This is a genomic window from Thermopolyspora sp. NPDC052614, from assembly GCF_040678635.1.
Lineage (GTDB): Bacteria > Actinomycetota > Actinomycetes > Streptosporangiales > Streptosporangiaceae > Thermopolyspora.
Map to the genome: position 1 here is coordinate 407846 of NZ_JBFATZ010000001.1, position 15537 is coordinate 423382.

Consider the following 15537-nt stretch of genomic DNA (forward strand, 5'->3'; position numbering starts at 1 on the left):
GGTGGTCGTGGCAGGAGAGGATGCGCTCGCGAACCTCCTCAGGCACCGTCAGGCCACGTGCCTCCAGCACCTCGATGATCGCATCTGCCAGGCCCTCGGCCCGGCCCTCGGCCCGGCCCTCAGCGCGGCCCTCAGCGCGGCCCTCAGCGCGGCCCTCGGCTGCGCCTTCGGCGTAGTAGTGTCGGGCGAAGGTGCTGCGGTACTCCATCTTCGTTGCCATCCGCGTCTCCATGTGTTTGCGGACCAGGTCGGGAAGCTCGTCCAGGACCGAGTCCATGTAGTGAGAGTACAGTGCGATGGTGGCCTCGTCGCGGTTACGCCCCGCCTGGTAGAGGCCTTCGAGCAGCGTTTCCGCGACCTGCATGCCGTAGGGGCCCGCGCCGTGGGCGATGGCCGACAGGACGCCGAGAGCGGGGGTGGCAACCACCTTCTTGGGGTCGGTGATGATCGGGATCTGGTCGGGGCCGATCACCAGGGGGCGCAGGACCCAGCCGGGGTGCCCCATGTAGATGGGGCGGCTGCACCACTTGGCCATGCGCTTGGTGCGACAGATGACGACCAGCAGGACCGGGCACTTGAGGCGGTGACGGACCATGGCGAGGTAGACGGGCCAGGTGAAGCGCTTGCGGCGGTCCTTGCTGAGCTGGACCTCCAAGACGATCGCGAGCACGCGCTTGCCCTTGTTGCGAAGCGACAAGACGGCGTCGGTGCGATAGATGCCGGGCTTGGATTCGTTGAGGTCGGGCGACTCGATGAGGACCTCGTAGTGGGCGGGAAGGTCCAAGCCCAGACACTCGGCCAGCACCCTGGGAGCCGCCTCGGGCTCCTTGCGGACGAGGTCGATCAGGAGTTCGTGTTTTACGGAAGACACGGGCGGCACATTACTATGCGAGAGAAGTTCATTACCTAGAGTTGCGCCACTTTTTGTGGATGACTTCATGACAGACGGTGACTGGTGGGTGGTATGCGGGGGCCACCGCTGTCATGGATTCGATCCGGCCCGGCCCGCGACGCCGTCGGAGACCTGGCCTAAGCGTCTCGATTCGGGCGTTTCGGCCTGCCATCCGCTGGCGGGCGCCGCGCTCGGAGACTCCTCCGCTTCGCCGATCTCCCCAGTCGAAGGTGTTGCGGTCGCAGCCCTGGACGATGCCTTGACGAGGCAGGCGTACCGGGTGATGGTGTGGCGGTGGTGTGGCCGTTGGCGGTGCTGCGGACGCCGCCGCCGCAGTTACGGGCGCGGAACCGGGGATCGGCGCGCGGGCGTGTCACCGCGCCGTCCGCACCGTGCGGATGGCGTGCGGGGGAGGCGGCGGCGATCGTACGGGGGAGGGCTTGGCTCCGGCTTCATAACAATCGGTGCGTCGAGCGTGACGTGACCGCGCCGTCGCGTTGATATGACAGGCGTGCACTTACCTGCGGAGATTCATCGCCGAGCGCCCGGCCCCGCGCTCACGCCGGTTTCGCCCATGCACGCCTCTCGCAGCCCAGGCGGCGCAGCATCGCCCCGTGAATCCCGTAAACGCCAGCATCCCGCGTAATTGTCGCCACACTCTTATATTGTGCTGGGCGTGGAGGAATCGCCTCGCCGGTCGCGCGGCACCGTTCCCGCCCGAGCCCCCATCCCCCGGAAGCGTAAGGAGTAGCCGATGAACACCGTCATGGTCGCGAACCGCTTCCGGCTCCTGGCACCCATCGGCACCGGCAACATGGGGGAGGTCCACCGGGCCGAGGACACGGCGGTCCCCGCCGACGCCCCGGACCGCCTGGTGGCGGTGAAGCGCATCCTGCGCAGCCGCTCCGGCGCGGTCATCGACTCGCGCTCCGACCTGAAGGCCGTCCAGCGCTTCGAGCGCGAGGTACGCATCATGCGCAGGCTGCGCCACCCCAACCTGACCCGCATCATCGCGGGCGGCATGGACGACGCGAACGGCGCCGAAGACGCCCAGCCGTACCTCGCCATGGAACTCCTCGACGGCGAGCCCCTCAACGACCTGGTGGCCGAGCACCCCCAGTTGCCCATCGCCTGGGTCGCCGCCCTCGGCGCGCAGATCGCCGACGGCCTCGCCGCCGCGCACGCCGCCGGCGTCGTCCACCGCGACCTCAAGCCCGCCAACCTGATGCTACTGCGCGGCGGCACCGTCAAGATCCTCGACTTCGGCATGGGCCGCATCGTCGACGACCCCGAGGGCGGCAAGGTGACCAGCACGGGCGTCACCGTCGGCACGGCCCGCTACATGGCCCCCGAGCAGTTCGTCACCGCCGCCGTGACCCAGGCCGCCGACCTGTACGCCCTGGGCTGCGTGCTGTTCGAGCTCGCCACCGGCGTCCCGCCCTTCCACAGCTCCTCCGCGCACGAGCTCGGCGACAAGCACATCAACGAGGCCCCGCCACCGGTGCGGATGCTGCGCTCGGATGTCCCCGAGGACCTGGCCAGGCTCATCCAGAGCCTCCTCGCCAAGGATCCCGCCGACCGTCCGGCCGACGCCGTCGCCGTCCGCGAGGCCCTGCTCCCGTACGCCACGCCGGACCGGCGAACCGACCAGCGGGCGGACGCGCCGCAGGTCCCCGGCTGGGACGACTTCGACCCCGTCCGCCACCTGGTCCACCAGGCGGCCGCCCGCGCCGACGCGCGCACCACCCCCCAACGGCCCGCCGCCCCCGACCGCCCCGAAGGACCCCGAACCCCCCAGGGCCCCCGCCAGGCCGCCACCGGCATGGACGTCTTCGACGTGCACCGCCGCCTCATCGAGGACTACCGCGCCTTCACCGAGGGCGGCACGGTCATCCGCGACGACCGCATCGCCGCCTTCGTCGAGGAGGACATGGACGCCGGCTCCCAGTGGCCCGCCCCCTGGGTGTCGCTGAACCCGTTCTTCGCCTCCGGCGGCACCGTCCTGGAACTGGCCCAGGAGAAGGTCCTGCACGAGGAGTGCGCGCGGATCTTCCAGGAGAAGAAGACCAAGGGCGGCACCGTGTGCGACGGCCGCCCCCTCACCCTGCACCGCCACCAGCGCGAGGCCATCGACACCGCCCGCTCCGGCGCCTCCTACGTGCTCACCACCGGCACCGGCTCCGGCAAGTCCCTGTCGTACATCGTCCCGATCGTCGACAAGGTTCTCAGGGACCGCGAACGCGAGGGCCCGCAGGCACGCAAACGCGTCCGCGCGATCATCGTCTACCCGATGAACGCCCTGGTGAACAGCCAGCTTGAGGAGCTGCACAAGTTCCTCCGCGACGGCTACGGCCCCGGCAACGAGCCGGTCACCTACGCCCGCTACACCGGCCAGGAGGACGACGAGACGCGCAAACGCATCCGCGACAACCCGCCGGACATCCTGCTCACCAACTACGTGATGCTGGAGCTGATGCTCACCCGCCCCGAGGACCGGCGCTCCCTGATCAGGATGGCCCAGGGCCTGGAGTTCCTCGTCTTCGACGAGCTGCACACCTACCGGGGCCGCCAGGGCGCCGACGTGGGCCTGCTCATCCGCCGCGTACGCGAGGCGTGCCAGGCCGACCGCCTCCAGTGCGTCGGCACCTCCGCGACCATGTCCAGCCAGGACCCCGGCGCGCACGCCGGGCACCCCGCGACCGGCGAGGCGCCCGCCCCGGGCACGGGCGCGGCCAAAGACCAGCGCGAGATCATCGCCCGCGTGGCCACCACCCTGTTCGGCACCGAGGTACGCCCCGAGAACGTCATCGGCGAAACCCTCGTCCGCGCCACCGACGAGCCCCCCGCGCAGGTCCCGGCCGAGCGCCTGCGCGCCCCCGGCGCCCCCCGCGCCTACGCCGACCTGGTCCACGACCCCCTGGCCCGCTGGATCGAGTCCCGCTTCGGCCTCACCGAGGACCCCACCGGCCGCCTCATCCGCCGCAAGCCCGCCAGAATCGAGGACGCCGCCGCCGAACTCGCCGAATCCACCGGCGTCCCCGAGGAGACCTGCGCCGAGGCGATCCGCACCACCCTCAAGGCGGGCTCGGAGGCGAGGCACCCGGTCACGGGCCGCCCCCTGTTCGCCTTCCGCCTCCACCAGTTCCTCTCCAAGGGCGACACCGTCTACGTCACCCTGGAGGACAAGCAGACCCGCCACCTGACCCGCGACTACCAGCTCGTCCAGCCCGGCACCAACGGCAAGATCCTCCTCCCGCTCGCCTTCTGCCGCGAGTGCGGCCAGGAGTACCTCACCGTCTGGCGCACCGAACGCGACGGCGACATCGTCTACCGCCCGCGCCGCGACACGGCGGCCACCGGCGGCCGGGCCGGCGACGGCTACCTGTTCATCGACGACGACCGCCCCTGGCCGTCCACCGTCGAGGAGGCGATCGAGACCCGCCGCCTCCCCGAGTCCTGGCTGGAGGTCGACGACGCCGGCAACGAGACCGTCCGCGCCTCCTACCGCCCCCGCCTCCCCAGGGCCGTCACCGTGGACCCGTACGGCGTGGAGGGCCGCGGCGAGCTCAAGGCCGCCTTCATCCCCTCCCCGTTCCTGTTCTGCCCGCACTGCGGCGTCAGCTACGAGCAGGTCCGGGGCAAGGACTTCGCCAAACTCGCCACCCTCGACGCCGAGGGCCGCTCGTCGGCGACGTCCCTGATCTCCGCCTCGATCGTCCGCTCCCTCAAGGAGGCGCCCCCCGAGGCCCTCGACACCAGGGCCCGCAAGCTGCTCACCTTCGTCGACAACCGCCAGGACGCCTCCCTCCAGGCCGGCCACTTCAACGACTTCGTGCAGATCGCCCAGTTGCGCGGCGCGCTGTACCGCGCCGCCGTGGACGCGGGCGAGGAGGGCATCCGCCACGAGGATCTCGCCACCAGCGTCGCGAACGCCCTCGCCCTGCAGCCCGCCGAGTACGCCGGAACCGCGGACCTGCCCCCGTCGATGGCCCGCAACGCCGCCAAGACCCTCCGCGACGTCATCGCCTTCCGTCTCTACCTGGACCTGGAACGCGGCTGGCGGGTCACCATGCCCAACCTGGAGCAGACCGGCCTGCTGGAGATCCACTACGAGGACCTGGACTGGCTCGCCGCCCAGGAGGACCGCTGGGCGGGCCGGCACCCCCGGCTCCGCGAGGCGGGCCCCGGCCGCCGCGCCGAGATCATGAAGGTGCTCCTGGACGAGATGCGCCGCGCCCTCGCCATCGACGTCCAGCATTTCCGCGACGACTTCGACGTCCTGCAGCGCGCCAGCGAGGAACGCCTGGTCGACCCGTGGCGGCTCGCCGCGGGCGACCGCCCCAAGGTCGGCACCGCGTACCCGCGCCCGTCCCGTCCCGGCCTGGACCGCTCCGGCCTGTTCCTGTCCGGCCGCGGCAAGTTCGGCAAGTACCTGCGCCGCGTCCACTTCGGCCAGGACCTGCCGGTCGACGACGCCCAACTGATCATCCAGGACCTCCTGGACGTGCTCGCCGACGCCAGGCTCGTGACCAGGGTCGAGACGGCCCCGCAGCAGGCGTCCCGCTTCCGCCGCCCGGCGGGCCCCCCGATCACCGGCTACCGCGTCTGCGCCGCCGCCCTCGTCTGGCGCGCGGGCACCGGCGAGACCGGCGCCCACGACCCCCTCACCCGCACCTACGCCAGCGGCGACGGCCCCCGCGTCAACGCGTTCTTCCGCGACCTGTACCGGGAGACGGCGAACGCGTTCGCCGGCCTGTCCGCCCGCGAGCACACCGCCCAGGTCCCGCCGCCGGAGCGGGAGCGCCGGGAGGAGGACTTCCGCCAGGCCAAGCTGAAACTGCTGTACTGCTCGCCCACCCTGGAGCTCGGCGTCGACATCTCCGAGCTCAACGCGGTGCTGATGCGCAACGTGCCGCCCACCCCCGCCAACTACGCCCAGCGCAGCGGCCGGGCGGGCCGCTCCGGCCAGCCCGCCCTCGTCACCACCTACTGCGCCACCGGCAACAGCCACGACCAGTACTACTTCCGCCGCTCCGAGCGCATGGTCGCCGGCGTGGTCACCCCGCCCCGCCTCGACCTCGCCAACGAGGACCTGGTGCGCTCCCACGTCCAGGCGATCTGGCTCGCCGAGTCCGGCCTGCGCTTGGGCCACGCCATACCCGAGATCATCGACATCTCCTACCCGGAGGACTCCCGCCGCCCCGACCCGCGGCTCCCGCTGCAGGACCGCGCCGTCGCCGCGCTGCGCGACGCCGACGCGCGGCAGCGCGCCGTCGCCGCCGCCCGCCGCGTCCTGTCCGGCCTGCTCGCCGACTTCGCCGCCACCACCACCTGGTGGCACGAGTCCTGGATCGAGGAGAAGGTACGGCTCGCGCCCGAGGAGTTCGACCGCGCCTTCGACCGCTGGCGCGGCCTGTACAAGGCGGCCCTCATCGACCAGTACGAGCAGAACCGCCGCGTCCTGGACCACACCCTCACCGAGAGCGACCGCAAGATCGCCGTAGGCCGCCGCCGCGAGGCCGAGACCCAGCTCAACCTGCTGAAGAACGAGAGCCTCGACAGCAAGTCGGTCCTGTCGGACTTCAACCCCTACCGTTACCTGGCCGGCGAGGGCTTCCTGCCCGGCTACTCCTTCCCGCGCCTGCCGCTGGCCGCGTACATCCCGACCACCGGCCGCCGCTCCGGCGAGGGCGACTACCTGCAGCGCCCCCGCTTCCTCGCGATCCGCGAATTCGGCCCCGGCGCGCTCATCTACCACGAGGGCGCCCGCTACCAGGTCACCCGCATCCAGCTCCCGCCGGACGGCACCGGCGACCTGGTGACCGGCGAGGCCCGGCGCTGCCCCGGCTGCGGCTACCACCACGACCCCCGCGACCGCGACGACCGCTGCCGCATGTGCGACGCCCCGCTCCGCGAGACCACCTACGGCCTGCTGCACCTGCACACCGTCTACACCCGCCGCCGCGAACGCATCTCCTCCGACGAGGAGGAGCGCCGCAGGGCCGGCTTCCGCCTGGTCACCTCCTACCGCTTCCAGGACCACGGCCCCCGCCCCGGCCGCCGGGACGCCCTGATCGGCGACGCCGCCGGCACCTTCGCCACCGTCTCGTACGGTGACTCGGCGAAGGTACGCGTCACCAACCTGGGCCGCCTGCGCGCCAAGCCGAACGAGCCCGACGGCTTCTGGCTCGACCCGGCCGAGGGCCGCTGGCTGAACGAACGCGACGCCGCCGAGGCGTCCGGTGACTCCAGCGAGATGCCCGTCGTCGACGCCGACGGCAACGAGAAGCGCCAGAAGAAGCGCGTCATCCCCTACGTCGAGGACACCCGCAACATCCTGGTGCTCAAACTCGCCGAGCCGCTGCCCGCCGAGGTCGCCCTGTCCCTCATGTACGCGCTGGAGCGCGGCATCGAGGCCGTCTTCGAACTGGAGGACTCCGAGCTCACCAGCGAGCTCCTCCCGCCCGACGACGGCCCCCGCGACCGCATGCTGTTCACCGAGGCGGCCGAGGGCGGCGCGGGCGTGCTGCGCCTGATGCAGTCCGACCGGGACGCGCTCGCCCGCGCCGCCGCCGGAGCCCTCGCCATCTGCCACTTCACCCCCGACGGCGTCGACCTGGGCGGCCCGCACCCGGACCGCCCCTGCGCCCTGGGCTGCTACGAGTGCCTGCTCACCTACGGCAACCAGCTCCACCACGACGCGATCGACCGCCACGCGATACGCGACCTGCTGCTGCGTTTCGCCAACGCCGAGGCCGTCACCACCGGCCAGGGGGAGACCCGTACCGAGCAGCTCGCCCGGCTGACCGCCCAGTCCGACACCGCCCTGGAGGCGAAGTTCATCACCTGGCTGAAGGAGCGGGGCCTGCGCCTCCCCGACGAGGCGCAGACGCTCGTCCCCGAGGCCCACGCCCGCCCCGACTACGTCTACCGCCTGCCCGGCGTCAACGTCGCCGTCTTCGTCGACGGCCCGGTCCACGACCTCCCCGACGTCGCCGAACGCGACCGCGACGCCGAGGACCGCCTGATCGACCTGGGCTGGGACGTCGTCCGCTTCCCCCACGACGGCGACTGGGCCGCGATCGTCCGCGAGTTCGAGCGCTATTTCGGCCCGGGTGTGCGAACCTGAGCACCGGCGCCCCGGCCCGCACCCGCTCACCCCAGCCCAGCCCAGAAGCCCAGCACAACCCCGTGACCATGACCACCCGAGGATTCCCCCGATGACGACCGCCGCCTACACCCCCGGCTCCCTGGTCTCCGCCCGCGGCCGGGACTGGGTGGTGCTCCCCGAGAGCGCCCCCGACATGCTCGTCCTGCGCCCCCTCGGCGGCGCCGACGACGACATCGCGGCCGTCTTCCCGGCCTTCGAGGACGTCACCCCCGCCCGTTTCGCACCCCCGTCCGCCGCCGACCTCGGCAACGAACGCGCCGCCGGACTGCTCCGCTCCGCGCTCCGCATCGGCTTCCGCTCCGGCGCGGGCCCGTTCCGCTCCCTCGCGGGCATCGCCGTCGAACCCCGCGCGTACCAGCTCGTCCCGCTCCTGATGGCGCTGCGCCAGCGCACCGTACGCATGCTCATCTCCGACGACGTCGGCATCGGCAAGACCGTCGAGGCGGGCCTGATCGCGGCCGAGCTGCTCGCCCAGGGCAGCGCCCGCCGCCTCGCCGTCCTGTGCTCCCCGGCCCTCGCCGAGCAGTGGCAGGCAGAGCTGCGCGCCAAGTTCGGCATCGACGCCGAGCCGGTCCTCGCCTCCACGGTCTCCCGCCTGGAACGCGGCCTCGACCTCGGCCAGTCCCTCTTCGACCGCCACCCGCACGTCGTCGTCTCCACCGACTTCATCAAGTCCACCCGCCACCGCGACGACTTCGTACGGCACTGCCCCGACCTGGTCATCGTCGACGAGGCGCACACCTGCGTGGCCGCCGACGACACCGCCTCCGCCCAGACCCAGCTCCGCTACGAGCTGCTGCGCCGCGTCGCCGCCGACCCCGACCGCCACCTGATCCTGGTGACCGCGACCCCGCACAGCGGCAAGGAGAGCGCGTTCCGCAACCTGCTGGGCCTGGTCCGCCCCGAGCTCGCCACCGCCGACCTGTCCACCGACGAGGGCCGCACCCTGCTCGCCGCCCACTTCGTCAACCGCAAGCGCGCCGACGTCCGCCAGTTCCTCACCCCCAAGGACGGCCTCCCCGACGACAGCCTCGCCGAGCAAACCTTGTTCCCCTCCGACCGCCTGTTCAAGGACGAGACGTACAAGCTCTCCCCGGCGTACCGCGCCCTGCTGGAGGACGCGATCGCCTACGCGGGGGAGCGGGTCACCGCCGCGGGCGACCGGGGCAAGCGCGAGACCCGCATCGCCTGGTGGTCCGCGATCGCCCTGCTCCGCTCCCTGGTGTCGTCCCCCCGAGCCGCCGCCCAGACCCTCCGCACCCGCTCGGCCGCCGCCACGGCCACCACCGCCGAGGAGGCCGACCGCCTCGGCGCGCCCCTGACCGGCGACTCGGCCGACAGCGACGTCATGGAGGGCCTGGACGTCGCCCCCGGCGCGGAAACCGACGACACAACGGCCGACACCCTGCCTGGCCCGGCGACCGGCACAACGCCCGGTGCCGGTGCCGCCCCCGCGCCCGCCACCCACAACGCCGCCCACAACGCCACCGGAACCGCCGCCGCGCCCCCCGGCCGCCTCGCCGAGCTCGCCGACCGCGCCGCCGCCCTGGAGGGCCCCGAGCACGACCACAAACTCGCCGCCCTGATCCGCCACCTGAAGTCCCTCCTCAAGGAGGGCCACCACCCGATCGTCTTCTGCCGCTACATCCCCACCGCCGAGTACGTCGCCGAACACCTCGACGGCAAACTCGGCAAGAAGACCGTGATCCGCGCCGTCACCGGCACCCTCTCCCCGCAGCAGCGCCTCCAGCGCATCGAGGACCTCGCCGACGCCGCCGGTGACGACCCCGACGCCCGCCGCGTCCTGGTCGCCACCGACTGCCTGTCCGAGGGCGTCAACCTCCAGCACCACTTCGACGCCGTCGTCCACTACGACCTGGCCTGGAACCCCACCCGCCACGACCAGCGCGAGGGCCGCGTCGACCGCTTCGGCCAAAGACGCGACATCGTCAAGGTCATCACCCTGTACGGCAGCGACAACGGCATCGACGGCAAGGTCCTTGACGTCCTGCTGAAGAAACACCGGCAGATCCGCAAGGACCTGGGCATCTCGGTCTCGGTCCCGGACGCCGCCGCGACCGGCGTCACGGACGCGATCGTCGAATGGCTCCTCATGCGCGGCCTCGACGACGGCCGCCAGCAGGCCCTGTTCGGCATCGAGGAACTCCAGACGATCGACGACCGCGCCGCCGCCCTGGAATCGGAGTGGAACTCCGCCGCCGAACGCGAGAAGACCTCCCGCTCCCGTTTCGCCCAGCGCGCCATCCACCCGGAGGAGGTGGCCCGCGAGGTGACCGCGATCCGCGACACCCTGGGCCGCGCCGCCGAGGTCCGCGAGTTCGTACGGCACGCCCTCCCCGCCCTGCACGCCGTACTCCGCGACGGCCCCGGCCGCGACTTCACCGCCGACGTCGGCGGCGCCCCGGCGGGCCTGCGGGACGCGCTCGCCGCCGCACGCGGCGGCGCGGAGGACGGCGGCCCGATCCCGTTCCGCGACACCCCGGCGGTGGCGCGCGGCGAGGCGGCCCTCGTCCGCACCGACCCGATCGTGGGCGCCCTCGCCGGCTACGTCCTCAACGCCGCCCTCGACCCGCAGGCGTCCGGCCCCCGCCCGGCCCGCCGCTGCGGCGTCGTCCGCACCACGGCGGTCGCCACCCGCACGACCCTGCTGCTGGTCCGCTACCGCTTCCACCTGACCCTGCCGTCCCGCTGGGGCGAACGCCGCCTCGTCGCTGAGGACGCCCGCCTCCTCGCCTTCGCGGGCGCCCCCGCCGGCGCCTCCTGGCTCCCCCCGGACGAGGCCGCGCGCCTCCTCGACGCCACCGCCGACGACAACACCGACCCGTCGTTCGGCGAACGCACCATGAACCGCGTCCTGGACGGCCTGCCCGCCATCGAGGCCCACCTCAACGAGTACGGCGAGCACCTGGCCGCCGAGCTCCTCGCCTCCCACCGCCGCGTCCGCAGCGCCGCCGGCGAGATCGTCCGCGGCGTGACCGTCACCGCCCAGCAACCCGCCGACATCCTCGGCGTCTACGTCTACCTGCCCGTGTCCGGAGGTGCCGCCTGATGCCCGCCGCCCCCCGCACTCTCGCCGCCGCCCCGCGCCCGGCCGCCGCCCGGCCCCTCGCCGCGCCGCGCGCCCAGGTCTTCACGGCGGTCTCCACCGTCGGCGGCCTGCTCCCGGCCGACATGCTGGTACGCGTCTCCGAGGGCCGCGACGTCCCGGGCGGCAAGCCCGCCGACTACCGCGTGGTCGGCTCCCGCTCGGTACGCGACGACGCCGAACGCCACTGGGACTACCTCAAGTCCATCTGGTCCGAACTCCGCGACCGCCTCCCGGCCGCCCCGGACGCCGAAACCCCCGCCGACCCCACCGGCGTCGCCGTCACCCAGTGGCTCGAACCCCTCTTCACCGAACTCGGCTTCGGCGACCTGACGGCGATCGCCCCGCCCGGCATCCCGTCCGACGACGGCGAGAAGACGTTCCCGATCAGCCACCGCTGGACCCACGTCCCCATCCACCTGGTCCCGTGGAACGCCTCCCTCGACAAGCGCCCCGCCCCGGGCGCGATCCCCCCGCACTCCCTGCTGCAGGAGTGCCTCAACCGCGCCGAATCCCACCTGTGGGGCATCGTCACCAACGGCCGCCGCCTGCGCCTCCTGCGCGACTCCAGCGCCCTCGCCACGGCTTCATATGTCGAATTCGACCTGGAAGCGATCTTCGACGGCGAGCTGTTCAGCGAGTTCGTCCTGCTCTACCGCGTCCTGCACGTCTCCCGCTTCAAGACCGAGGACGGCAAACCGCCGTCGTCGTGCTGGCTGGAGAAGTGGCGCGAGGAGGCGATCGTCTCCGGCACCCGCGCTCTGGACCACCACCGCGACGGCGTCCAGCAGGCCATCACCACCCTCGGCACCGGCTTCCTCCGGCACCCCGCCAACGACCGCCTCCGCGCCGACCTGGACGTCCACGCCTACCACATCGCCCTGCTCCGCCTCGTCTACCGCCTGATCTTCCTGTTCGTCGCCGAGGACCGCGGCGCGCTCCACGACCCCGACGCGACCGAGGAGGCCCGCCGCCGCTACGCCGCGTACTTCTCGTCCGAGCGGCTGCGCCGCCAGGCGAACCGCCGCCGCGGCACCGCCCACGGCGACCTCTACCAGGCCCTGCGGTTCGTCCTGGACGCGCTCGGCGACGAGAACGGCCGCCCCGAACTGGGCCTGCCGGGCCTCGGCGGCCTGTTCGACGACACCGACGAGGACGCGCCGCTGCGGGGGCTGCAGTTGTCCAACGCCGACCTGCTGGAGGCGGTACGCCACCTGTCCCGCGTCCGCGACGTCCACTCCGCGCGCTGGCGTCAGGTCGACTACCGCAACATGGGCGCGGAGGAGCTCGGCTCCATCTACGAGTCCCTCCTTGAGCTCGTCCCCGAGCACAGCGCCGTCGACCGCACCTTCGAGCTGGTCAACCGCCTCGGCAACGAACGCAAGAAGACCGGCTCGTACTACACGCCGAGCTCCCTCATCGAGACCCTCCTCGACTCCACCCTCGACCCGGTCATCGACGACGCGCAGAAGCGTGGGGAGCAGAAGGCGTCCGCCGCCGGCGCGGCCGACCCGTCCGAGCACATCGTCGCCGAGCTGCTGTCCCTCACCGTCTGCGACCCGGCCTGCGGCTCCGGCCACTTCCTCGTTGCCGCCGCCCGCCGCATCGCCAAGCGCGTCGCGGCCGTGCGGGAACGCAACCCCGAGCCCACCGTCGATGCGGTACGGCACGCACTCCGCGAAGTGGTCTCCCGCTGCATTTACGGCGTTGACCTCAACCCGATGGCGGTCGAACTGGCCAAGGTGTCGCTGTGGCTGGAGGCCCTGGAGCCGGGCAAGCCGCTCGGATTCCTCGACGCGCACATCAAGCAGGGCAACGCGCTGATCGGGGCCACGCCCGCGTTGTTGCGTGACGGCATCCCGAGCACGGCGTTCAAGCCGGTCGAGGGCGACGACCCCGCCTACGCGCGGTTCCTGGAGCGGCAGAACGAGCAGGAACGCGCCGGACAGGGCGGCCTGTTCGACCTGACCGAGGCGACGAAGGTGACCAACACCGCCTTCGCCTCCGGCCTGCGCGACATCATGGCCGCGCCCTCCGGCACTCTCGCACAGGTCCACGAACAGGCGGCGGAGTACCGCAAGTGGGAACTTTCGGCGGAGTACGTCAACGCCCGGCACATCGCCGACGCCTGGTGCGCCGCGTTCATGTGGAAGAAGACCAAGGACGCGCCGCCCGCGATCACACATGACCTGTTCCAGGCACTCCAGGACCCGGACGCCAGCGCCGCTTCACAGGAAACCCACGACGAGATCGAGCGGCTCAGGAAGCAGTACAGCTTCTTCCACTGGCACCTGGCGTTTCCCGACGTGTTCACGGTGCCGGACGACGGCGCGGGCACGGATGTAGACCCGGCCACGGGTTGGGCGGGCGGCTTCTCGTGCGTCCTCGGCAATCCGCCGTGGGACAAGGTGGACTTCGAGGACAAGAAATACTTCAGCGTCGTCGAGCCGTCAATTGCTGCGATCGCGGGCGTTGACCGGCGTATCCGCATTGCCGACTGGGCGGCGGAAAACCCGGTGGCAGGCGAGCGCTACTATGCCGAGCGACGCAAGGTGAAGTCCACTTTTCTCTTCGCCGGGAGCTCGGGAGCGTATCCGCTATGCGGTAAGGGACTCACCGTTAAGGGTGTCAACTCGCTCCAAACGGACCAGCTTTTCGTTGAACGATTCGTGTCCATTGTTGCACGCACGGGTCGCGTCGGATGCATCATTCCTACGGCCATTGCTACAGGGGCAGGGGCGCAGTACCTCTTTGCTGATCTCACCCAGCGCCGCTCCATTGCTTCCCTATTCGATTTCGAGAATCGCAAGCCGTTGTTTGTCGGAGTCCACTCCAGCTACAAGTTCTGTCTGCTGTCCCTGGCCGGTCGAGATATTCGAGAACATGCGGCGAAGTTTGCCTTCTTCCTTGGGGAGGCCATCGATCTCGATGATGTGGAGCGTGTCTTCGAGCTCACTTCAGAGGAGATTGACCTGATCAATCCGAGTACCGGCACTTTGCCCATTTTCCGTACTCGCCGCGATGCGGATCTTACTGTGGCGATTTATCGTCGCATCCCAGTCCTATGTGATGAAAGGAAGGAAAGCGGCAATCCTTGGGGTGTCACCTTCAAGCGCCTCTTTGATATGACTGATGACTCCGATCTTTTCCGCACCCGAGAGCAGTTGGAGGCGGATGGCTGGGCGCTTATCGGAAACATCTTCAGGCGCAATGGTGAGCGGATGCTGCCGTTGTATGAAGCGAAGATGGCTCACCACTTCGACCACCGTTGGAATTCTTACTTTGGCATCGGTAGCGAAGACCGTCGCCGCCTTGCTGCCAGTGAGAAGAAGAATCCAGCGCAGGTGGCCGAACCGCGGTATTGGGTGGCAGCAGACGGACTCATTTCGACTGTCAGGAACAAGAAGGAAGTCGACGTACCGGGTGTTTCTCTGCGATTGGCTGAATTGCGCTGGGAGCGGGAATGGTTGTGCGGATGGCGTGACGTTTGCCGCACAACCGATGAGCGCACAGCTATCCCGGCGTTTCTACCTCGTGTGGCCGTGGGACATACGTTTCCCCTGATGCTCCCAGGTGTTTCCCCGACTCTTACGGCAGCTCTGGTCGCTGCCCAGAGTTCGCTAGTTTTCGACTTTGTGAGCAGACAGAAAGTGGGTGGGATTCATATGGCGCTTATGATATGGAAGCAGCTCCCAGTTCCCACTCCTGAGATGCTGAATCCTCATACATCCTTCCTCACGCCTCGCGTCCTTGAACTCGTCTACACCACCCATGAAATGGTCGAGCTTGCCCGAGATCTCGGGGACTCTGGTGCTCCTTTCTATTGGAGCGAGGAGCGTCGTGCCCAAATTCGTGCTGAACTGGATGCCTACTTCTTTCACCTCTACGGGATCAGCCGCCCCGACGTGGACTACATCCTGGAGACCTTCCAGACCGAGAACGGTGGCCTCAAGAACAATGAGATCGCCAAATACGGCACGTACCGCACCAAGGATCTCGTCCTTGCCGCCTACGACCGTATGGCCCCTGCTGGTGTCGGCTTGACCACTCCGCTCATAGACGGCGAGAACTACATTTCCACGCTCACTCCACCACCGGGTCACGGCCCTCGTCACGAGGCGGTCGGCGAGGTGGGACAGGCGACGAGGTGGATGCTAGGACTGTGAGTCGAAGCGACCCAGCTTTAGACCACCGACGAAGGATTGCCATTCGGTCGGGGTAAAGAGGAGTACAGGGCCGCTGGGGTCCTTGCTGTCGCGGACGGCGATGACCCCGGGCAGGTTGGCGGCGACTTCGACACACATCCCGCCGTTGTCCGAAGAATGTGTTGATTTCCGCCAAACGGCGGTGTTCAGGTCCATACGGCCC

5 protein-coding genes are annotated in these 15537 nt (G+C 70.5%); 3 read left to right on the plus strand and 2 right to left on the minus strand.

Going from position 1 to position 15537, the window contains the following annotated elements; translation table 11 throughout:
• A partial coding sequence (locus AB0K60_RS01690; protein WP_364047414.1) for a hypothetical protein occupies positions 1 to 871 on the minus strand: 871 nt, incomplete at its 3' end.
• A gap of 775 nt (positions 872 to 1646) precedes the next feature.
• Here AB0K60_RS01690 and AB0K60_RS01695 point away from each other — a divergent pair.
• The 3 genes from AB0K60_RS01695 (at position 1647) to AB0K60_RS01705 (ending at position 15335) form a co-directional block, all read left to right on the plus strand.
• Positions 1647 to 8021 (plus strand): protein kinase, encoded by a 6375-nt coding sequence (locus AB0K60_RS01695; RefSeq protein ID WP_364047416.1) that lies wholly within the window; start codon positions 1647 to 1649, stop codon positions 8019 to 8021.
• 91 nt (positions 8022 to 8112) lie between these two features.
• A complete protein-coding gene (locus AB0K60_RS01700) occupies positions 8113 to 11133 on the plus strand; it encodes a DEAD/DEAH box helicase (RefSeq protein WP_364047418.1) in 3021 nt (1006 codons plus the stop codon).
• Positions 11133 to 15335: a DNA methyltransferase gene (locus AB0K60_RS01705; RefSeq protein ID WP_364047420.1), complete on the plus strand. Its 4203-nt coding sequence runs from the start codon at positions 11133 to 11135 to the stop codon at positions 15333 to 15335. The genes AB0K60_RS01700 and AB0K60_RS01705 overlap by 1 nt, the downstream gene beginning before the upstream one ends.
• Here AB0K60_RS01705 and AB0K60_RS01710 read toward each other — a convergent pair.
• Positions 15324 to 15530, minus strand: a complete 207-nt coding sequence (locus AB0K60_RS01710) for a DUF397 domain-containing protein (protein ID WP_364047422.1) — start codon at positions 15528 to 15530, stop codon at positions 15324 to 15326. The genes AB0K60_RS01705 and AB0K60_RS01710 overlap by 12 nt on opposite strands.
• Between the last annotated feature and the right edge of the window lie 7 nt (positions 15531 to 15537).